The sequence below is a fragment of the Paenibacillus campi genome, from assembly GCF_034659835.1.
In the GTDB taxonomy this organism is placed as follows: domain Bacteria; phylum Bacillota; class Bacilli; order Paenibacillales; family Paenibacillaceae; genus Saccharibacillus; species Saccharibacillus campi.
The window spans coordinates 597,194-616,891 of sequence record NZ_JAXSQZ010000002.1; the positions used below are offsets into that span (position 1 = coordinate 597,194).

Annotated in this window: 19 protein-coding genes; 12 read left to right on the forward strand and 7 right to left on the reverse strand. The window is 46.0% G+C overall.

Going from position 1 to position 19,698, the window contains the following annotated elements; all coding sequences use genetic code 11:
• Nucleotides 1–92 precede the first annotated feature (92 nt).
• Entirely contained in the window at nucleotides 93–1,298 is a 1,206-nt protein-coding gene (locus U1I11_RS07710; protein ID WP_322905340.1) for an MFS transporter, read from the reverse strand.
• Nucleotides 1,299–1,453: 155 nt separating this feature from the next.
• Here U1I11_RS07710 and U1I11_RS07715 point away from each other — a divergent pair, with 155 nt between their 5' ends.
• Nucleotides 1,454–2,005 carry an RNA 2'-phosphotransferase gene (locus tag U1I11_RS07715; protein WP_322905342.1) on the forward strand — a complete coding sequence of 184 codons (552 nt, stop codon included), beginning with the start codon at nucleotides 1,454–1,456 and terminating at the stop codon, nucleotides 2,003–2,005.
• A 289-nt stretch (nucleotides 2,006–2,294) separates the two neighbouring features.
• Here the strand turns inward: U1I11_RS07715 and U1I11_RS07720 are convergent, their stop codons facing one another.
• The 3 genes from U1I11_RS07720 to hxlA form a co-directional block, all read right to left on the reverse strand.
• On the reverse strand, nucleotides 2,295–3,329 hold the full coding sequence (locus U1I11_RS07720) for an LLM class flavin-dependent oxidoreductase (RefSeq protein WP_322905344.1): 1,035 nt from the start codon (nucleotides 3,327–3,329) through the stop codon (nucleotides 2,295–2,297).
• A gap of 651 nt (nucleotides 3,330–3,980) precedes the next feature.
• Entirely contained in the window at nucleotides 3,981–4,565 is a 585-nt protein-coding gene (hxlB, locus tag U1I11_RS07725) for a 6-phospho-3-hexuloisomerase (protein WP_322905346.1), read from the reverse strand.
• A gap of 4 nt (nucleotides 4,566–4,569) precedes the next feature.
• The gene (gene hxlA, locus U1I11_RS07730) at nucleotides 4,570–5,202 is read right to left on the reverse strand and encodes a 3-hexulose-6-phosphate synthase (RefSeq protein ID WP_322905347.1); all 633 of its coding nucleotides are present in this window, start codon (nucleotides 5,200–5,202) and stop codon (nucleotides 4,570–4,572) included.
• Between the two features lie 250 nt (nucleotides 5,203–5,452).
• Between hxlA and U1I11_RS07735 the strand changes: the two genes are divergently transcribed.
• Together U1I11_RS07735 and U1I11_RS07740 are read left to right on the forward strand one after the other, a co-directional pair.
• On the forward strand, nucleotides 5,453–5,812 hold the full coding sequence (locus tag U1I11_RS07735; protein ID WP_322905349.1) for a transcriptional activator HxlR: 360 nt from the start codon (nucleotides 5,453–5,455) through the stop codon (nucleotides 5,810–5,812).
• A gap of 141 nt (nucleotides 5,813–5,953) precedes the next feature.
• Nucleotides 5,954–6,601: an SDR family oxidoreductase gene (locus tag U1I11_RS07740; RefSeq protein WP_322905350.1), complete on the forward strand. Its 648-nt coding sequence runs from the start codon at nucleotides 5,954–5,956 to the stop codon at nucleotides 6,599–6,601.
• Nucleotides 6,602–7,217: 616 nt separating this feature from the next.
• Here the strand turns inward: U1I11_RS07740 and U1I11_RS07745 are convergent.
• Both U1I11_RS07745 and msrA read right to left on the reverse strand, forming a co-directional pair.
• Nucleotides 7,218–7,406, reverse strand: a complete 189-nt coding sequence (locus U1I11_RS07745; protein ID WP_322905352.1) for a DUF2188 domain-containing protein — start codon at nucleotides 7,404–7,406, stop codon at nucleotides 7,218–7,220.
• Between the two features lie 517 nt (nucleotides 7,407–7,923).
• Nucleotides 7,924–8,883, reverse strand: a complete 960-nt coding sequence (msrA, locus tag U1I11_RS07750) for a peptide-methionine (S)-S-oxide reductase MsrA (protein ID WP_322905354.1) — start codon at nucleotides 8,881–8,883, stop codon at nucleotides 7,924–7,926.
• Between the two features lie 683 nt (nucleotides 8,884–9,566).
• On the opposite strand from msrA, the gene U1I11_RS07755 reads away from it, so the two are divergent.
• From U1I11_RS07755 to U1I11_RS07770, 4 genes are all read left to right on the forward strand, one after another.
• Nucleotides 9,567–10,529, forward strand: coding sequence for a Gfo/Idh/MocA family protein (locus tag U1I11_RS07755; RefSeq protein ID WP_322905356.1), 963 nt, complete (start codon nucleotides 9,567–9,569; stop codon nucleotides 10,527–10,529).
• A 15-nt stretch (nucleotides 10,530–10,544) separates the two neighbouring features.
• Nucleotides 10,545–10,910 (forward strand): hypothetical protein, encoded by a 366-nt coding sequence (locus tag U1I11_RS07760; protein WP_322905358.1) that lies wholly within the window; start codon nucleotides 10,545–10,547, stop codon nucleotides 10,908–10,910.
• Between the two features lie 385 nt (nucleotides 10,911–11,295).
• Nucleotides 11,296–11,973: a TIGR00266 family protein gene (locus U1I11_RS07765; protein WP_322905360.1), complete on the forward strand. Its 678-nt coding sequence runs from the start codon at nucleotides 11,296–11,298 to the stop codon at nucleotides 11,971–11,973.
• Between the two features lie 462 nt (nucleotides 11,974–12,435).
• The gene (locus tag U1I11_RS07770) at nucleotides 12,436–12,696 is read left to right on the forward strand and encodes an AbrB/MazE/SpoVT family DNA-binding domain-containing protein (protein WP_322905362.1); all 261 of its coding nucleotides are present in this window, start codon (nucleotides 12,436–12,438) and stop codon (nucleotides 12,694–12,696) included.
• A gap of 545 nt (nucleotides 12,697–13,241) precedes the next feature.
• Here the strand turns inward: U1I11_RS07770 and U1I11_RS07775 are convergent.
• On the reverse strand, nucleotides 13,242–14,072 hold the full coding sequence (locus U1I11_RS07775) for an AraC family transcriptional regulator (RefSeq protein ID WP_322905364.1): 831 nt from the start codon (nucleotides 14,070–14,072) through the stop codon (nucleotides 13,242–13,244).
• A 266-nt stretch (nucleotides 14,073–14,338) separates the two neighbouring features.
• Here U1I11_RS07775 and U1I11_RS07780 point away from each other — a divergent pair, with 266 nt between their 5' ends.
• The 5 genes from U1I11_RS07780 (at nucleotide 14,339) to U1I11_RS07800 (ending at nucleotide 19,405) form a co-directional block, all read left to right on the forward strand.
• Nucleotides 14,339–15,421 carry a Gfo/Idh/MocA family protein gene (locus U1I11_RS07780; RefSeq protein WP_322905366.1) on the forward strand — a complete coding sequence of 361 codons (1,083 nt, stop codon included), beginning with the start codon at nucleotides 14,339–14,341 and terminating at the stop codon, nucleotides 15,419–15,421.
• Between the two features lie 75 nt (nucleotides 15,422–15,496).
• The gene (locus U1I11_RS07785; protein ID WP_322905367.1) at nucleotides 15,497–16,264 is read left to right on the forward strand and encodes a sugar phosphate isomerase/epimerase family protein; all 768 of its coding nucleotides are present in this window, start codon (nucleotides 15,497–15,499) and stop codon (nucleotides 16,262–16,264) included.
• Nucleotides 16,257–17,360, forward strand: a complete 1,104-nt coding sequence (locus U1I11_RS07790; protein ID WP_322905369.1) for a Gfo/Idh/MocA family protein — start codon at nucleotides 16,257–16,259, stop codon at nucleotides 17,358–17,360. Before U1I11_RS07785 ends, U1I11_RS07790 begins: the two co-directional genes overlap by 8 nt.
• A gap of 323 nt (nucleotides 17,361–17,683) precedes the next feature.
• Complete coding sequence (locus U1I11_RS07795; protein WP_322905371.1) at nucleotides 17,684–18,652, forward strand: sugar phosphate isomerase/epimerase family protein; 969 nt, start codon at nucleotides 17,684–17,686, stop codon at nucleotides 18,650–18,652.
• A 21-nt stretch (nucleotides 18,653–18,673) separates the two neighbouring features.
• A complete protein-coding gene (locus tag U1I11_RS07800) occupies nucleotides 18,674–19,405 on the forward strand; it encodes a ThuA domain-containing protein (protein ID WP_322905373.1) in 732 nt (243 codons plus the stop codon).
• Nucleotides 19,406–19,698: the final 293 nt, after the last annotated feature.

A 19,698-nucleotide genomic window follows, 5' to 3' on the forward strand; every position in this document is an offset into this window, starting at 1 on the left:
CCGTGCAGCACGCCCTTATTGTATAGGAGGAATGACCATGAGATCGATTCCTTCGCATTCATTTACATCGATAACGATCGTCGACGATTTGCTTATGCCGCGCGCAGTTTGCGTTTTTCCACCAAATAATAGCTGAGCACCGCACCGCCGGTTCCGAGCGCAGCGAGCATGCCACCAACTAGCGGCACTTCGATCAATCCGGCATGGGTGATCACGACGCCACCGATAAACGCACCAGCCGCATTGCCAAGATTAAGCGCCGAATGGCTCGAGGTGGCGGCAAGCCGTGGTGCTTCATGCGCCAGATTCATAATCCGCAACTGAATGCCTGGCATAATGCCAAATGCCGCCATCCCCCATAGGAAAATAACGATTAGTGTTAATACCGGCGAGTGCAGCACAGCGGATAAAATAAACAGCAATATCGACAGCAGTGCGAAAATCGCAATGACGGACGGCATCAGCTTCCAGTCGGCAAGCCGCCCACCGAGCAAATTGCCAAGTGTTACGCCGATGCCATACATAACGAGAATCCAAGTGACATTGCTTTCCTGAAATCCGGTCACATCGGTTAGCAGCGGAGTAATATACGTAAATACTGTAAATAAACTGCAACATCCAAAAGCGCCGGTCAACAAAATAAGCAGTACTTGCGGATGCAACAAACTGCGTACTTCTTTGACCAAACTCGGTTGCTCGGACTGGTGAATTTTCGGAATAAGCCATATAATACCGAGCAGCGAAATGACGCCCATGACAGTGATCGCGCCAAATGAAGACCGCCACCCAAGCTGCTGTCCAATCAATGTACCAAATGGCACGCCAATAATGTTAGCGATCGTCAAACCGGCAAGCACTAACGATACTGCGCCAGCACGTTTGTCAGGACGAACGAGTCTGGCAGCGATCAATGAACCTGTACCGAGAAATGTACCGTGTGCAAGTGCAGTGAAAAGCCGGGAGATCATCAGTACGTTATAATTGGGAGCAAGTGCTGCTACCAGATTACCGACGATAAAAATGAACATGAGCAAGCAAAGCAGCGGTTTTTGTGCCACCCGATTCGTTGCGATAGTTAGCAATGGTGCACCGACAGCGACGCCAAGCGCATAACCGGTAATAAGCTGCCCTGCTTGTGGAATCGTTACTTGCAGATCGCTAGCGACATTAGGCAATAAACCCATAATGACAAATTCGGTCATACCGATCGCAAATGCGCCTGCGGTCAGGCAGAACAGAGCGACCGGAAAGCGTCCATTTGTGGTTGCTCCGGTTGCGGATATTTCGTTATTTTGCATAGTTTCTCTCCATTTCGTGAACATTCTCTACGTTTGATATATTCATCCTAACATTTCAAATTGTAAATGAACATCGTTTTAATCATGTCATTTTGGTGCAAACCTACGAATAAAACAGCTTTATCCGTGTTAGACGAGGAAAGGAAGTATGAACAATGATGAACGTTAAACGTGAACGACAACTGAGCAAGCAAATGAGTTTTGTACTCAGACATCGCCCGGATGAGTATGGCATTGTACTCGATCCTGAAGACGGTTCTTGTCTGCTGCACGAGCTAGTGCTGGCATTGTCAACGCATGGCGATACAGGTGTAGTAACCGAGGCGGAAGTACGTAACGTTGTCGCACAGTCGGATAAGCAGCGCTTTGAAATCGTTGGAGAACGCATCCGCGCGCGTTATGGGCATAGCCGCCCGGAAGTTCGTTATGCGGCGACAACGCCGCCATCTGTGCTGTATCATGGTACAGCCGAATCCGTCTGGGATGTTATTCACCGTGAAGGTTTAAAGCCGATGGGAAGACAGTATGTACATCTGTCAGCGAGCACGGCGTTTGCCGCACTGGCAGGTCAACGTAAAGGTAAGCTGCTAATGCTGCGTATTGATGCCGCAGCTGCTGCCTTGCACGGCGTGCAATTTTATGATGCCGGTCATGACGTATGGCTTGTCGACCATCTGCCAGCAAATTATATTCAGCAGGACGGTTAGCCATAGTTAAATCCAAATAATCGCAGCGCTCTGTTCATTTCGATCGATGACTTACCGCACATAAAACGATCGCTTGGCATCATACAAGTTACAAGTGCGTAAGTGCGAATAAGTACGCATCGTTATTATCACAAAACAAACGGAATATAACTCAGATCGTAATTGGAAGTAAGCGGAAAATGAAACTAACCGGAAAAGCAGCGGTAGGGATATCCTAAGCACCACTGCTTTTTTGGGTTAGTTTATGTGCTGTCGTCTGCTCTATCATAAAGATTAATCAATATAAAATTTAAGCGTTCACCGCTGTATGCTCATTTAGCTTAAACGCCTCTGCCAGCAGCTCATACGAGCGAATGCGCGCCTTGTTATCGTGGATCGCCGATACGATCAGCAACTCATCGGTTTGGTAATCCGCTGCAAACTGTACTAAACGCTCTTTGACTTGCTCCGGTGTACCGACTACGCGGAAGCGGCGGCTATCGCGAATATTCGTCATTTCCATCGCATTATAATGATAATCAGCAGCCGTCTGTGCGGATGGCAAATAAGGCAATGGACGATTTTGACGCAACGCTAAGAAATACAGATCATTGCTACGCATCAAATATTCGGCTTCTTCCTCGGTGTCTGCACATGCGACCGTAATCGCTGCTAACGACTTCGGTGTTGGCGACATGACGGATGGTTTGAAATTTGCTTTGTAATGGGCAACCGCATCTTCGCCACCAGTGGTGCCGAAAAATTGGGCAAATGCATACGACGCGCCTGTCATCGCCGCCAGCTCCGCTGTGCCGCCACTGGAACCGAGCAGCCACAATTCTGGCATCGTATCGATGTTTGGCTGAGCGGTCAAACCGGCATAACGATGATCCGTTGGCGTAGCATCGTTCAAATAGCCGATCAGATCAACGATCTGTTGCGGATACCGATCGGCGGCATGCATAGACGGAAATTTGCCTTCCTGCATCGCCCGATTGACAAGCGGTGTACCGCCAGGTGCACGCCCTACACCGAGATCGATCCGCTTCGGATACAGTGCTTCCAGCAAACGGAATGTTTCCGCTACTTTATACGCACTGTAATGTGGCAACATAATGCCACCAGAACCGACGCGAATGCGCGCTGTATGCGCAGCGATATGCGAAATCATAATTTCCGGGCTGGAATGGGCGAGACTTGGGAAATCGTGATGTTCGGACATCCAATACCGCGAATAACCGAGACGATCTGCCGCTTGTGCAAGCTCCAATGTGTTATTTAACGCATCGATTGCGTTTTGACCTTCATTAATATGAGACTGGTCAAGAATGCCCAGTTTTAACATAATCATCACCTCAAATAAAATGAATAGCTGCTGTCAGCGGCTATCCAGTTCGATTTTAATATTTGTTACTTTTAGATACTATGTTACTTGTGTGTCGTTACTAATATTATATTACAAAACGTTCCAAATGACAAAGGCGATTGCTAATGTTAATTGGGAACACATATAAACAAAGCCAATCCTGATTTTTATTTGAGATAGAGTAGCGTCTTGACTACACTAAATGTGAATACCAATCTTGTAAAGCAAACAGGAGCGGCATAATTTGTGATGCAAGTATATTTTAATAAGCTGAAGTAGCTTGAACTTTAAATTCGAGTTGGCGAGGTCGCAGGTAATGGATAAATATAGACTCAACTAAAGTCCAGTAAAAGATGGAGTAGAATGAATGATCGATCATTTCTACATAAATAAACAATAATATACCAAAAACGATCCTATATGCGCCAATACAGACGCAACAGGATCGTTTAGGGATCAATATAAACATATGAAGGACAAGAGCGTGCTTTTATGATGTTGAACATACCGAACCGTTACTTGTAGACGAACGGTTACATGTAGAAGCCGTATAAGCGGTAATCATCCAAAGATTTCTGTGCAGCAATAATCTGCCTGGCACAGTATTACACGATACGTAACGCTGCACGACTACTCCAAATTGGCGTGATTGCTGAACATCGCTGCCGTATCACCGCCGCGTTGTTCCATTAAATGCAGCATTAAACCGTCAAACAGCAGCAGTACCGTCTGCTCAAACAGTGAACCCATCGGTTGTACGGTGTTTGTGTTGCCTTGCTGAGCACGGTCTTTGGGAGCGCCTGGCACCTGGATGATCAGATTGGCTTTGCGTCCGATGGAAGATTCGGGAAAGATCGTGACGGCGGCGATATCAACTTCAGCTTGCAGCGCTTTATCTGCCATATTGTCCAGTCCTTTTGTCTCACCGGAACCGGAGACGATAATGAGCAGATCGCCTTTGCCTGCTTTGGGCGTTACCGTTTCACCAACGACATACGCCTGTAGTCCAAGCTGCATAAGCCGCATCGCCAGTGCACGCGACATTAACCCGGAACGTCCTGCGCCTGCTGTGAAAATAGAACGAGCCTGCAAAATGCGGGTAGCAAGCTGCTCGACCTGTTCACTGGAAATAGCGGCTAATGTGCCCTGTAGCTCTTGCAAAATGCGCTCCAGCTGCGCTGAAACCGGAACTTTCGCGGAATGAAGCTGGCTCATCGCTTTACGCCTGTGCGATCAGCTCGCGGAATTGCGAAGCTGTAGCCGCTTTATCATCCTGGCTTGTAATACCACCGCCAACGATCACGAGATCAGGGTTCGCTTGAATCACTTCAGGCATCGTTGCTAGTTTGATACCGCCTGCAACCGCTGTTTTGGCATGTTTTACGACACTTTTGATCGTTGCCAGATCAGCAAATGGGCTTTGCCCTGCCGCTTGTCCATCATAGCCTGTATGCACACAGATGTAGTCGACACCAAGCTCATCAAGTTCTCGTGCACGAGTGGCGATGTCCTGTACGTTAATCATATCGACGAGCACTTTGCGACCTTGTTTTTGCGCTTCGTCGACGCAGCCTTTGATCGTCAGATCATTGCTTGCGCCCAGTACGGTAACAATGTCAGCACCAGCTTCGGATGCTTTCATAATTTCATAACCGCCTGCATCCATAATTTTCAGATCGGCAAGTACTTTCAGATTAGGAAAAGCTTCTTTCATCGCTTTAACAGCATGCAATCCTTCGTTAATGACGATCGGTGTACCAATTTCTACGATATCGATAAATGGCTCCACTTCTTTTACGAGTGCGATGCCTTCTGGGATGTTAACGAGATCAAGTGCGAGTTGCAGTTCCATATTCAAAATTCCTCCTGTAGTAGCCATATCCGGCATAAGTTATTATTTCAATGCGAACAATCGGTTTTGTGAGCAAAATGATGATCTTATCTGCACGATCACCATTGCGTTCGCTATAGTGCTAGTATAAAGTAAAGACGTTAGTTCAAGTAAGTACGCACTTTTTTTTTACATAGTGCCTAAAAGTATACTATGAGCTATAGCAACGGTTTTGACGGATAACAACAGATCGAAATGGAGGAACAGATACATGCGAGAACGTATTTTTAACTGTGAAAAGGAACTGACATTGTCGGTGATCGGGGGCAAATGGAAGATGCTCATCTTGTGGCATTTGGGCAAAACAGGCACCAAACGCTTTGGTGAACTTAAATCACTTATTCCAGGCATTACCCAGCGTATGCTAGTCAGTCAGTTGCGCGAGTTGGAAGAAGACTTGATCGTGCACCGTGAAGTGTATCCGGTCGTACCGCCCAAAGTGGAATATTCACTCACCGAAATTGGCGAAAGTTTAATGCCGATTTTGGATGCGATGTATAATTGGGGGCAGAACTATATGAAAGTGGCGGAAATCGAGCCAGTCGAGATCAAACCGGCATCGTGGAACTAATATCCGCTCAGCTAACAAGTGATAGGTGGTAATCGGTATCCATTTTAGGGTAACGATGTAATGGAGCCTGAATAGAGCAGGCTGACATCGCTGTGGATGATTGGATATCCACGTATTCGCTCGTTAGAGGAGGATTTGAATATGAACATTACCGTTATCGGGGCAAACGGACAAATCGGCAAACTGCTCACACAATATATCGCTCAGGAAACCGATCATAGCGTCACCGCTGTCATTCGTAAGCCGGAGCAAGCGGAAGCGCTGGAACAGCTAGGTGCGCAGACGGCAATTGGCGATCTAGCAGGAACGGTGGAGGAGCTGTCCAAGACGATGGCAGGTGCGGATGCGATCGTATTTACCGCCGGTTCGGGCGGCAGTACAGGTGATGACCAAACACTACTCATCGATCTGGATGGTGCGGTCAAATGTATGGAAGCGGCTGAACAGGCAGGAGTATCGCGTTTTATACTGGTCAGTGCACTGTTCGCTTATGACCGGACTAAATGGTCGGACGCGATCAAGCCGTATTATGTCGCTAAACATTATGCTGATCGGTTGTTGGAAGCAAGCTCGCTTGACTACACGATCGTGCGTCCAGGCGGTTTGCTGAACGATCCAGGCACTGGAAAAGTGCAAATTGCCGAGCGTCTGGCGGACAGCGGCAGCATCCCACGCGCCGATGTAGCGAAAGTAATCGCTCATCTGATCGACAATAAAAACACGTATCGTAAAGGGTATGATGTCATTTCCGGCGAGCAGTCGGTAGCGGATGCGTTGAAAGGGCTTTGATCTGTTGAAGATGATGTAGCACGATAGTATTAAGCGAACGCATGTATCGTATCTGTAGCTAGCTCATATCTTTGTAGTTAGCGTGACTATGCCGATCTTTACACTGAAAAAGATCGTCGATGCACGTGGTCGTCTAGTAATTTCAGCAGCAATTGTAATCCGTAGTTGTGCACTATGCTGCACGGCTGCGGGTTTATTTTTTGATTGGATACGATTAGTTGATGCGCTAGACTTAAGCGAGCGAGAATGACATAAAAGGAAGTAGCGGCGCATCAATAAAACATTAACAATAGCAATAACAGATCAAAAAGCCTGTTTGCGCGATATCGCTATTTGGCTGACATAGCGATACCGTGCAGACAGGCTGCTTTGGAACAAATTATACTCAGGGATAAAGCGCAGCATTGTGTGAATATGGATACTTATTGAACGATACTACGTTTACAAAACAAGCTTCGTAAACAAAATCGATGTAGCGCGACCTATCTTTTATACTATAGAGATCATAATAGAATGATCCGATTCAAGACAATGTACCAGCGTAAAATACGCATTGACATTATAATACCGTCTTTACAAGTGAACGCCTTCATAACTACATACCGTCCAACTACGCTCAATCTTTGGCTTTGCCCTCAGGATGATTGTCGTCCCATTCTTCCGCTTTGGAGGTGGCGATCGCAATCGCGCGACCTTCCTCATAGCCTTCTTCCAGCAATGCATTGGCAATCTCGATCGCTTTATTACGTACACGGTTGTCCAAATTTTTCATCGATGTTGGGTAATCATTTTGGCTCCACGGCATGGTGATCGCTCCTTTGGTGATAGATAACAATGGGAAATGGATCATGTGTAAAAGAGTATACGAATGGGGATCGCCTGTTGAATGTTAAAATGAGTTTAACATTGTCCAGCATCATGTTGGTAGATGAATGATGCTGATGCAAACGGATATGTTTGTATATAAGGTAGCATCATCATTACAGAGCGATACATTTGCCATTTACGTATACAACGCATTATACAACGCAGCGCTGTCCATTTCATTGTATCTGATCATAATATAATGTTCTGTAACGATGTTTTACCCGATTTAACTATGCCGAAACGGTTGGATGCGTGTGCTAGTTGTTATGATATGCTTAGGCGGCTTTATGGGCAGTTTGATATGTTTTTTAAATATGCGCACATGCTTAAGTATCGAGTATAGCCTTATCAGCACAACAAAAAGACGGCAGAATCATCTCTGCCGCCCCCATATTCGTATAGTCTATGCTGTTTAATTTCAAACGTACATAGTTGCATTTGTCATCACATTTTGCTTATTGAAACAACACTTTGTATTCACCATAACCTTCTTCATCTAGTTGCTCTTTCGGTACGAAGCGTAATGCTGCTGAATTGATGCAATAGCGCAATCCGTTTGCACCTGGGCCATCATCAAAGACGTGTCCAAGATGGGAGTCGGCTTCACGGCTACGGACTTCGGTACGTACCATAAAGTGGCTAAGGTCCATATGTTCTTTGACATGGTAGTCGCGGATCGGACGGGTAAAGCTTGGCCAACCACAACCGGAATCGTATTTGTCGGTAGAGCTGAATAGCGGCTCGCCGGATACGATGTCCACGTAAATACCGTCGCCATGATGATCCCAGAACTCATTATGGAAAGCGGGTTCTGTACCGTTTTGCTGCGTGACTTTGTATTGCATATCACTCAAGCGCTGTTTAAGCTCTTGTTTGTCGATCGGTTTGGACCAGTGTTTTTCGATAAACGCATCGCGTCCGGAACCTTTGCGGTAACGTTTGTAATGACCTGGATTTTTTTTGTGGTAATCTTGATGATACGTTTCTGCTTCGTAAAACGTTTGTGCTGGTTCGATCGTCGTAGCGATCGGTTTATCAAATCGTCCGCTAGCTTGCAGTTGTTGCTTCGTTTGCTCGGCAAGTTCGCGTTGCTGCTCGTTATGGTAAAAAATCGCCGTCCGATACGAAGAACCGCGATCGTAAAATTGTCCACCCGCATCGGTCGGATCAATCTGTTGCCAGAACAGTTCCAACAGCTTGCTGTACGGGAAAATCGTTGGATCAAATACGATCTGTACTGCTTCTGCATGCCCGGTCGTCTCGGTGCATACTTCTTCATAGGTCGGATTTTCGGTATGTCCGCCGGTGTAGCCGGAACGGATACTAATAATGCCAGGAAGTTCTTCAAACGGTGTGACCATGCACCAGAAACATCCACCGGCAAAGGTTGCTTGTTCATAATGAGCTTCAGTCATGTATCATTCACTCCATTTCATCAGAGTCGTTAAAATTGGAAATGCTGGACAATGCCAGTCATTGTAATATACCCGTAGCTGCGAGGTTATATTCAATCTTGCTTTGCAGCTTACATCATAACATAAGCTTACATCATCAAACACCTGTACTTTATTTTTAATATACATACAAGATACTGGAACACTATTATATCACATGCAATATAAAAAGGATAGCGTATATGGTAATTATTTCAAAAGAAAGCGAACGATGATCGTAATCATAACACTTATTTATGCTTTCTAAATTTAATGATGCTAGCTTTATACATTCAATCTTTTGTCATTTTATTGTAGGATAGCGACTCCGAATACGTTTTTAGACTTATTTTGGTCGATGTCCGCTCTTTTATTCTGATCTTGCTCATCTATCATGTTCTCTCGTTCATCATGTGTCATGTTCAATCGAATAACACAAGCATACGATCAGTTAGAGGGAGCTAGCCTACTCGTTATACGCAATAGAGGTCATTAAGGATGAACGATAGTAGCGATCATATAGAAGTATGTTTTGGTACAAATACGAATGCCAATCATTCGCGGTCAAGTGGCTAGCGATGTTATACACTAGCGAGCCGCGCCATGACCGTATGCGGTGATACTGTTATAATAAGATGATCTGTGAAAAAAGGGGAGACGGTAGGATGGGCAAGGCAGCAGGAACAGGAAAACGCAAACGGATCGCTATCGTAGGACTTGGTGATATCGCGCACAAAGTGTATGTGCCGTTATTGTCAGCGCACTCTGATGTTGAGCTGGTCGGTGTCGTGAGTCGAACCGAAACGACCGTTCAGCAGACGATGGATCAGTATCGTATTGTGCACGGTAGTACAGAGCTGCACGAGCTCGTCAAATGGGATGTGGATGCTGTGTTTGTACATAGCCCGACAACGACTCATTTTGAAGTGGTCAGCGCTTGTCTTAAAATGGGCTTGCCGGTCTATGTCGATAAGCCGCTCGCTTATGAGCTAAAGCAAGCCGAGCGGCTAGCAGCGCTTGCCGAACAGAAAGGTGTGCTGCTTGCAGTTGGGTTTAATCGTCGGTTTGCGCCTTTATATAAGCAGGCGTCGGCATGGCTGGCGGAAGCAGGGGGCTTTGAGCTATGTGAGGTGAGCAAGCATCGTACACGGTTACAACATTTGCCTGCACGCGAGACGATGTATGATGATTTGATTCATATGCTCGATTTGCTAGTATGGTTGGGTAATGAACGGTATGACATATTAGCCCATCAATTGCATAAGCAAAGTAATGATAGCAATGGCGCACTGCTGCATACTTCAGGAATGTTGTCGCTTGGCAAAGGACGCTATGGGCAATACAGCATGGCGCGCAATGCGGGCGCTGATTTGGAAAAGCTCGTATTGCATGGTAGTGGGTGTTCGGCTGAAGTGGTGAATATGGAACAGTTATATTTGTATGAAAAAGACACACTGCCACAGCAGCAAAGCCCTGGCAATTGGGAAAGTATTTGGCAGCGGCGCGGTTTTACGGGCGTGGTCGAGCATTTTTGGAGTCATTTGGATACACCGCAGCAATGTAACATTCGCGCCGATCTCGTGCTGGATACGCATCGGTTAGTGGAGGAGCTAATTGCAAATGTATAAAAAGGAGACAGCATAATGAGTGACTTTGATGATATGGAAATGACTCGCGCCGAAATGATCAAACAGCGCGAAGAACAGATTGTGGAAAGTTATCGCCAGGATGAAGATATGATGATTTTAGTGTTTACGCAATGGTGTGTGAATCGTGGCTTTGATGCGAGGGAGTTGTATTACAGCGCTTATCCGGATCAGTTGGACAATCCGCGTTTGGAGCAGGGCATTCGTTTGACTGTGCCCAAAGAAGAAGCTGGCGATATTCCAAATGATACGCTGTTTGGCGTATTGTCGATGTATGGAAATGACGATCTGGCATTTGTGGTAAGCGAAGCATTGGATGCGCGCCAGAAGCTGCAACAGCGTCAACAGCAGGAAGATGAGTAAACGCTAAGCTCGCAGAACTCATATGATCGATCTGCTGGCAGTAGCCGTATCCTTTTTGGCGTAATTAAAGAGGATACGGCTATTTATATTGAAAAATAAAGCTCCTCTCCCGTTGTGATCAATTAGATGGATGCTTTGTCTTGGCATACCGATTGCCGATTGTACAATCACCTTGCGGATAAAACAGCCTGATATCGAATTCGTATCCAACTCGATTCATGCAATCGCGATAGCATACAATGGTATGCTAGCTGGCATAACGTATAGGCAGCGAGCAACGATAATACGCATCCAGTAGAGCGCATATATACAGCGGTCAAGCTGAAATGTCATAATACATATAAGCTTGATATCTCAATATTTTGGAAGGGATAGGTGCATGAACATGAAATATGAAATTTTGTATGAAGGCGCGTTTGCGATGTTGAAAGTACATATCGAACAAGGAGAAGCGATCAAAGCCGAGTCGGGCGCGATGGTGTCGATGTCTCCAAATGTAGACATTAAAGGCACAATGGATGGCGGGCTGATGGGTGGTCTCGGTCGTATGTTATCGGGGGAGAAATTCTTTTTTCAAGAGCTGCGTTCCACTCGCGGCCCGGCGGAAGTCTTGCTGGCACCTTCCAGCATTGGCGATGTGACTGCGGTTGAATTGGATGGATCGTATAATTTGTACGTGCAAAAAGACGGATTTTTGGCAGGAACCGAAGGAATCGAAGTCGGCACACAGATGCAAAACTTGAAAAAAGGGTTATTTTCAGGTGAAGGCTTCTTTATTATCGAAATTCGTGGCAGAGGTACCGTATTTTTATCGTCATATGGTGCTATTCATGCGATCAATCTTGCTCAAGGAGAAGAAGTGATCGTTGATAATGCTCACCTTGTCGCATGGCCAAACTATATGAATTATCAGATTGAAAAAGCGTCCAAAGGCTGGTTGTCCAGTGTGACCAGTGGCGAAGGCATCGTCTGTCGTTTCCGCGGCGAAGGGGTCATTTTGATACAATCGCGTAATCCGGCAGGATTTGGCAGCTGGGTGCGGCAGTTTATTCCGAGTAAATAAACAATATTAGGCAGCAAGCTCAATAGATTGTATATCATATTGGATAAACGAATGATATTCATAAATTCATGCTAAAGTCAAAATAACGCAATGAAGTATACGGACAGGAATTTTCATCCATTAAAGGGATGTAATGCCTGTCCTTTCTTTTTTATAAAAAATTTAAATAAAAATTATAAATCGACAATTAACAGCAGGAGAAACAGAGAAAAATGACGAATAATGTTTAAAGCTGGAATGGAGAGGTTAAAGATAAATATTACTCACCATTCATATAAAAGGGGGTAATTTCGACGCCAAATGTATCGTAATTCGAATTTGAGCATAAATAATAGTAAAAATTTTTCATATTCTTATAAATATTAACTTGGCATCCGGCAAATGATGTGGTTTAATAATAACAATTACGATTTAAAAATTTTGTAGATAAATGTAGAATTATGATATTGGAGGAAAACGAAAATGATGAAAGCAACTGGTATTGTAAGAAAAGTAGATGAACTTGGACGTGTCGTAATTCCGATTGAGCTGCGTCGTATTATGAATATCGATGTTAAAGATGGACTGGAAATTTTTGTTGATAGCGACCGTATTATTCTTAAAAAGTATGAACCTTCCTGTATTTTTACAGGTGATACGGAAGATTTGATTTATTTCAAAGGCAAACTGATCAGTCGTAATGTGGTCGAAGAATTGCACCGTCTGCACAGCACGCAAAAATAAGACGCTTTGTCATGAACGCAATATTGTGCGTTGTAGACGTTATTATAATCAGTATGAGGGCAATACAATTGCCAATAACATGATGCAGTATTAGCAGTGTAAGCCAGATACAGATGTCATACTGTAATAATGATATCGATACAGCTGTACATGCTAAAGTCGGGTAACAACAGGCAATGAAAGTGAATTATGATCGTCAAAGCGCGCGCGTTGCACGCATTGTGGATGAAAGATACCCTCATTAATCGCAAGCAGCCGATCCCCGTTTTTCAACTCAATGTGTTAAATAGACAAACAGGCATATTGGCAGCGATACGCTGTACCAATATGCCTGTTTTGGTTGTCTATAAAGTGCAAGCGAAAAGGATAAGCTGTAGAATCGTTTGCGCAATGAGCGTGATCTCGTCAGCGGTGAACTAGCTTGCTGTACACTGCACATGTTCATCATTTTACATACCGATATGCTGGCTTACATCGTTGTCGCTAGATTAAATCAGTGTCATTTGAGTTTTGACGAGTGATCAGCGTTATATCCGTAGTGGTGATCAAGTAATATGCTGCTGCTCTCGTTTGGTTAGCCGGAACTCTTTGGGGGACATGCCAAAGCGCGAGCGGAAAACGCGGTGAAAATACGTATAGTTGGCAAAGCCAGACGATTCAGCCACTTCCTCCAATGGCATCGGGCTAAACATAATTCGCTCCTGCGCCATATTCAGCCGTACATCAAGCGCATACTGCATAATCGTTGTGTCAAATGCTTCTTTAAACAGATGTACGGCACGCGATATGCTAATGCCGATATGTAGTGCAACATCCTCTAATTTAAAGGCGGAAGAAGCATTTTCTTCGATATAGCTTTTGATTTGATAAGCCAGATAAGTGCGCGGCCCTCCGGTAGGCTGTTCAGATAAATACCGATCTACGGACAAGCACAGTATCTTCATATAATGACTGCAAATTTCCGGATACGGATTGTCGATCCGCCGCTTTTCCATAGCGATTTGGCGCATCAGATCGGTAATATTGTCGGTTAACGGAATTTTGATTTTGGCTGGACGCCCTTGTTCATGCCACCAACGATCTGCCCATTCTCCACCAAAAAAAATATGATAATCCCCGCTTTCGACAGCCTGTTTGCCAGTAGAACCGGGCATCGCATCAATTCGTAGCTCATACGGTTCGTCTGGCCCGTACATATGCAAATCGCCTACTTCCACATCGACAAACTTGCCATCCGCACGTAGCTGACAATTGCCTTCAGTTTGCAAACGAAATAAATAATTTTGAATTCCATCCGGTTCATGCATATAAAAAGGTTTCCTGTGAAAGGAGTAGCCTGCTGTAAATACTTTACAATCTTCTCCGTGTCCTTCCATTAAACGTTCCTCATTTCAGCAACAAATTTAAATTTTGACCAAATTGTTCATGTTTTGATCATATTATTCATTTTAATTGAAACGATTTCGTAATACTATGGTTACGAGCCAAAAACAACATAAAAGGACAGCTTCTGGATGTGCGGTTTGCACATAATGAACAAGACCAGCGGGCTGTACCTGAAAATCGCGGACAATCGTATCGATAAGTCCAACGTACATAAGGGGTTATCATACGCTTCGTAAGCACCAAAGGAGGATTACCCGTGCAGCGAATGAAAGCCGGATTAATCGGATGCGGTAACATTAGCGCTATTTATTTTACAAACTTGAAATCAAATCCGGTGATCGAAATCGTAGCCTGTGCCGACATGGTGAGAGAACGTGCGGAAGAACGGGCTAAAGAATTCGGTATTGAAAACGTCTTCACACCGGAAGAAATGATGCAACAGGACGATATCGAACTCATTATTAATTTGACGATTCCTGCTGCTCATGCCGGCGTTAATCTGACAGCGTTGTCGGCAGGCAAGCATGTGTACGCCGAAAAACCGCTGGCGGTCTCGCTTGATGACGGTCGCCGTACATTGGAAAAAGCGAAAGAAACCGGCAAACGCGTCGGCAGTGCACCGGATACATTTCTCGGTGCCGGTTTGGAAACGGCGCGCAAAGCGATTGATGACGGGCTGATCGGTCGTCCGATCGCCGCGGTCGCGTTTATGATGGGAGCGGGACCGGAAGGCTGGCACCCTGACCCTGAATTTTTCTACGCACCGGGTGGTGGCCCGATGTTCGATATGGGACCTTATTATTTGACTGCGCTTACAAGCTTGCTCGGTTCGATGACTCGGGTTAGCTCATCGGCAGGCATTCAAATCCCGGATCGCAAAATTCATAGTGGGCCAAAGGCAGGCACATCGATCCGGGTCGAAACGCCGACTCATCTTGCCGGCACGATCGATTTTGAAAATGGCGTTATCGCTACGATGGTGACCAGCTTCGATATTCCGGGCGGCTCACAGCTGCCACGGATCGAAATTTATGGCACCGAAGGTACACTTGATGTGCCTGATCCAAACTTTTTTGACGGTGCGGTACGTTTAAAACGTGCAGGAGCGGACAGTTTTGAGGAATTGCCGCCCGTATTTGAGCCGATTAGTAATGATCGCGGCAAAGGCGTGAGCGAGATGGTGCAAGCGATTCGTGAACATCGTCCGCATCGTGCCAGCGGTGAACTGGCGTACCATGTGCTTGAAGTGATGCATGCGTTCCAGCGTTCTTCATTGGAAGGCAAACATGTCATTATCGGCAGTCGTGCCGGTTACCGTCAAGGCAGTTTTTACCAGTAAAACTTCACTACAAACAAAGTAAATAACGATCGTCATATCGATCTACTAATCTATCATACAGGAGTGAATACAACGATGTTAAAAGTAGGATTGCAACTGTTTACGGTTCGTGAAGATTTGGAACGTGATTTTGAAGGTACGATTGCAAAGATTGCCGAGCTTGGTTATCAAGGGGTGGAGTTTGCTGGCTTTTACGGGCGTAGTGCCGAGCAGATCGCTGATCTGTTAAAACAGCACAATTTGGAAGTGGTCGGTTCCCATACGCAATACAATGACTTGCTAAATGATGCCCAGTCGCTGATCGATTATAACAAAGCGATTGGTAATAAATATATTATCGTTCCTTATTTGTCCGAAGAACAGCGTGGCAATTGGTCGGAGCTGTTTGCCAATTTGCGCAAAATTGCCGAAGTGTGCAACCAGAACGATGTCGTACTGCTGTATCACAACCATGATTTTGAATTGACCGAGAAAATTGGCGACCACACGGTGCTGGATGCGCTGTATGCCGAATTGCCTGCTGACCTGATCCAAGTTGAGCTGGACACCGCATGGGTACAATATAGCGGTTATGATGCGATCGAATATATCGACAAATATGCAGGTCGTTTGCCGCTCGTCCATTGGAAAGATTTCAAGCGTACGGATGATGGTATCCAAATGATGGAATTGGGCGAAGGCGAAGTGCCAGTAGCACGTGTAGGGGATGCTGCCGACAAAGCGGGCGCAGAGTGGATTATCGTAGAGCAGGATAACAGTCTGCAAGCACCGCTGCAAAGTGTTGAGCAAAGCATCAATTGGGTAAAAAGCTATGGCGCTAAGGGAGGACCTGTCAATGTCTAAGCAGACGCTGAATATTGGCATCATCGGCTGTGGCGGCATCGCGCAAGGCAAACATTTGCCTAGTCTTGCCAAACAGCCACTCGCACGGATCGTTGCATTTTGCGATATCGTGGAAAAACGCGCTACCGAGGCAGCCGAGCAATACGGCGCTACAGGCGCGAAAGTGTACACCGATTACAAGCAATTGTTGCAAGATGATACCATCGATGTTATTCACGTTTGCACGCCGAACGATTCGCATGCAGTCATCAGTATCGACGCATTGGAAGCAGGCAAGCATGTATTATGCGAAAAGCCGATGGCAAAGACGACCGCCGAAGCACGGGCGATGGTAGCAGCGGCGCAACGGACTGGCAAAAAGCTATCGATTGCTTACCAGAACCGTTTCCGCGATGACAGTCTGTATTTAAAACAGATGGTAGAAGAAGGCGATCTGGGCGATGTGTACTATGGCAAAGCGATTGCATTGCGTCGCCGCGCCGTACCGACATGGGGCGTCTTTCTTGATGAAGATAAACAAGGCGGTGGCCCGTTGATCGATATCGGCACCCATGCGCTTGATCTGACACTATGGCTGATGGATAATTACAAGCCTAAAACAGTGCTCGGTTCCACCTTCCATAAGCTTGGCCCGCGTCCAAACTCTGCTAATGCATTCGGCCCGTGGGACCCGGAACAATTTAAAGTGGAAGATTCCGCATTCGGTTTTATTACGATGGAAAATGGTGCGGTAATCTCGCTCGAATCGAGCTGGGCGCTGAATGTACGCAAATTTGGCGAAGCACAAGCGCTGTTATGCGGTACAGAAGGCGGCGCGGATATGAGCGACGGGCTGCATATTAACGGTGAGAAAAACGGCAGACTGATCGACAGTCAAGTTGATCTCGGTTCCGGCGGTGTCGCTTTTTACTCTGGCGAAGCGGAAGATGCTGGTGCACGCGAAGCGAGAATGTGGCTGGAAGCGATCGTCAACGATACCGAGCCGCTCGTCAAACCGGAGCAAGCGCTCGTCGTAACACAGATTTTGGAAGCGATCTATGAATCTGCACGTACCGGTAAAGCGATCGAGTTGCAGCCGGAGACGGTTACGGTTTAAGGTAAGTTGCCGTATACTTCATCTTGATGCGAACCTGTATAGGAATGGCATGACATTATCAAAATCAACGTTATATGTTTAGTACTTTGAACGTGATTCATATCGCTTTTAAAGCAGGTTTAGTTAGTAAACGATAGCGGTAGTAGCACAATCTGCTTATTGTGCGTGCATATCGAATAAATTTTATTAATTAAATTACTGGAAATTCAAAACTTTATCGGCGCTCGGTTCGTAGTAATAAATAGAAGATTATTCGACATCATCGGACACGATAGCGACCGCACTTTTACCTAAAAAAACGGATGAACCAGGAGGAAACACGAATGAAATTGGGCGTATTTATGGTATTGCTGAACAATAAAAGCTTTGAGGAGGCGCTTGACTATGTAGCCGAAAAAGGAGTCAAGGCAGTAGAGATCGGTTCGGGTGGCAATCCGGGCGCTGTACACTGCAAGCCGGACGAGCTGCTCGCTGACGCAGGTAAGCTGCGCGAGTTTAAAAAAGCGGTTGAATCGCGCGGTTTGACGATCAGTGCACTCAGTTGTCACGGTAACCCGCTGCATCCGCAAAAAGCGATCGCACAGGAATCGCATGATGATTTCGTAAAATCGGTTCAATTGGCGCAAAAGCTGGACGTACCGGTAGTCAATACCTTTTCCGGTTGTCCAGGTGATAGCGACAATGCTAAATATCCGAACTGGCCAGTCGCACCGTGGCCGAACGATTACAGTGAGCTGCTGGATTGGCAATGGAATCAGAAAATTATTCCGTACTGGACGGAAAACGGAAAATTCGCTTCCGATCACAATGTCAAAGTCGGGATCGAGCTGCATGGCGGCTTCTCCGTCCATACACCAGGCACGATGCTGCGCCTGCGTGAAGCGGCTGGCGAGGCGATTGGTGCCAATTTGGACCCAAGCCATATGTGGTGGCAAGGTATCGATCCGGTCGCTGCGATAAAAATTTTGGGGAAAAATGGCGCAATTCATCATTTTCATGCTAAAGATACGCTTACAGACACCGATAATATGAATATGAACGGCGTCACGGACATGCACTCCTACGCGGAGATGCAAGACCGCGCATGGCAGTTCCGCACTGTAGGCTACGGTCACGATCTGAAAACGTGGGCTGATATCATTAGTGCGCTTCGTCTTGTAGGCTATGACTATGTTGTCAGCATTGAACACGAAGACGGATTGATGTCCGTCAATGAAGGTTTTACTAAAGCCGTCCACAACTTGCAACAGGTGATGATCGAGGAAGAACTCGGTGAGATGTGGTGGGTTTAACAACAGGGAGGCAGTAACAGTATGATTAACGTAACAGTCTGGAATGAATTTGTACATGAGCAAATCCGTGACGACGTGAAGGCTATATATCCGGAAGGAATCCACAAAGTACTAGCAGACGGGCTGTCCAAAGAAGGCTTTGCCTGCCGTACCGCTACACTCGATCAGGAAGAACACGGTCTGACCGAATCTGTTTTGAACTCGACCGATGTGATGCTATGGTGGGGTCATACCGCCCACGATCTAGTTGACGACGATATTGCAGAAGCCGTCGTACGTCGGGTTCACGAAGGAATGGGACTGATCGTTCTTCACTCCGGACATTTCTCGAAACCGTTCAAGCAACTGATGGGCACGAGCTGCGATCTGAAATGGCGTGTAGCGGATGAGCAAGAAATTTTGTGGTGTGTCAATCCGACGCATCCGATCGCTCAAGGCGTTAACCCTTCGATCACGCTCGACAAAGAAGAAATGTACGGCGAATTTTTCGATGTTCCTGCTCCGGATGAACTGGTATACTTGAGCAATTTTGAAGGCGGCGAAGTGTTCCGTAGCGGCTGTACGTACCGTCGCGGTCACGGCAAAATCTTCTATTTCCGTCCCGGTCATGAAACGTATCCGACGTATCACAATCAAGATATTATGCACATTATCGCTAATGCGGTACGCTGGGCATATCCGGTTACGAACGAGCGTCCTCAATTTGGTCGCACCGAGCCGCAACGTGCGCTAGCAGGTCATGTAACGATCTGATTGGCGGTATCGTCAACTAAATAGAGGTCAGCGTCTTCGTTGTTATGGTCGCAGTGAGTTGGCGATCGGTTGACACTATACAATAGTATGATTCGCATAATGTACGGATAATTATTAGCATAAGAGAAGGGCTGTTACCTTGCTGCATTGCAATCTATGATGGCAGCAAGTCCCTGTTAATCATACTGCAAGTAACCGTTGGTCTCGTATCGATTACTTTTATGTGATAGCTAGCATGAGCTGCATAATAATTGTATGACGTGTTTGAAATGCGTCTGCCAGGTAATATAGCG

Excerpts from the sequence above, each read along its gene's own strand:
- U1I11_RS07710 (WP_322905340.1), bottom strand. The coding sequence starts at position 1,298 with ATGCAAAATAACGAAATATCCGCAACCGGAGCAACCACAAATGGACGC.
- U1I11_RS07715 (WP_322905342.1), top strand. The coding sequence starts at position 1,454 with ATGATGAACGTTAAACGTGAACGACAACTGAGCAAGCAAATGAGTTTT.
- U1I11_RS07720 (WP_322905344.1), bottom strand. The coding sequence starts at position 3,329 with ATGTTAAAACTGGGCATTCTTGACCAGTCTCATATTAATGAAGGTCAA.
- hxlB (WP_322905346.1), bottom strand. The coding sequence starts at position 4,565 with ATGAGCCAGCTTCATTCCGCGAAAGTTCCGGTTTCAGCGCAGCTGGAG.
- hxlA (WP_322905347.1), bottom strand. The coding sequence starts at position 5,202 with ATGGAACTGCAACTCGCACTTGATCTCGTTAACATCCCAGAAGGCATC.
- U1I11_RS07735 (WP_322905349.1), top strand. The coding sequence starts at position 5,453 with ATGCGAGAACGTATTTTTAACTGTGAAAAGGAACTGACATTGTCGGTG.
- U1I11_RS07740 (WP_322905350.1), top strand. The coding sequence starts at position 5,954 with ATGAACATTACCGTTATCGGGGCAAACGGACAAATCGGCAAACTGCTC.
- U1I11_RS07745 (WP_322905352.1), bottom strand. The coding sequence starts at position 7,406 with ATGCCGTGGAGCCAAAATGATTACCCAACATCGATGAAAAATTTGGAC.
- msrA (WP_322905354.1), bottom strand. The coding sequence starts at position 8,883 with ATGACTGAAGCTCATTATGAACAAGCAACCTTTGCCGGTGGATGTTTC.
- U1I11_RS07755 (WP_322905356.1), top strand. The coding sequence starts at position 9,567 with ATGGGCAAGGCAGCAGGAACAGGAAAACGCAAACGGATCGCTATCGTA.
- U1I11_RS07760 (WP_322905358.1), top strand. The coding sequence starts at position 10,545 with ATGAGTGACTTTGATGATATGGAAATGACTCGCGCCGAAATGATCAAA.
- U1I11_RS07765 (WP_322905360.1), top strand. The coding sequence starts at position 11,296 with ATGAAATATGAAATTTTGTATGAAGGCGCGTTTGCGATGTTGAAAGTA.
- U1I11_RS07770 (WP_322905362.1), top strand. The coding sequence starts at position 12,436 with ATGATGAAAGCAACTGGTATTGTAAGAAAAGTAGATGAACTTGGACGT.
- U1I11_RS07775 (WP_322905364.1), bottom strand. The coding sequence starts at position 14,072 with ATGGAAGGACACGGAGAAGATTGTAAAGTATTTACAGCAGGCTACTCC.
- U1I11_RS07785 (WP_322905367.1), top strand. The coding sequence starts at position 15,497 with ATGTTAAAAGTAGGATTGCAACTGTTTACGGTTCGTGAAGATTTGGAA.
- U1I11_RS07790 (WP_322905369.1), top strand. The coding sequence starts at position 16,257 with ATGTCTAAGCAGACGCTGAATATTGGCATCATCGGCTGTGGCGGCATC.
- U1I11_RS07795 (WP_322905371.1), top strand. The coding sequence starts at position 17,684 with ATGAAATTGGGCGTATTTATGGTATTGCTGAACAATAAAAGCTTTGAG.
- U1I11_RS07800 (WP_322905373.1), top strand. The coding sequence starts at position 18,674 with ATGATTAACGTAACAGTCTGGAATGAATTTGTACATGAGCAAATCCGT.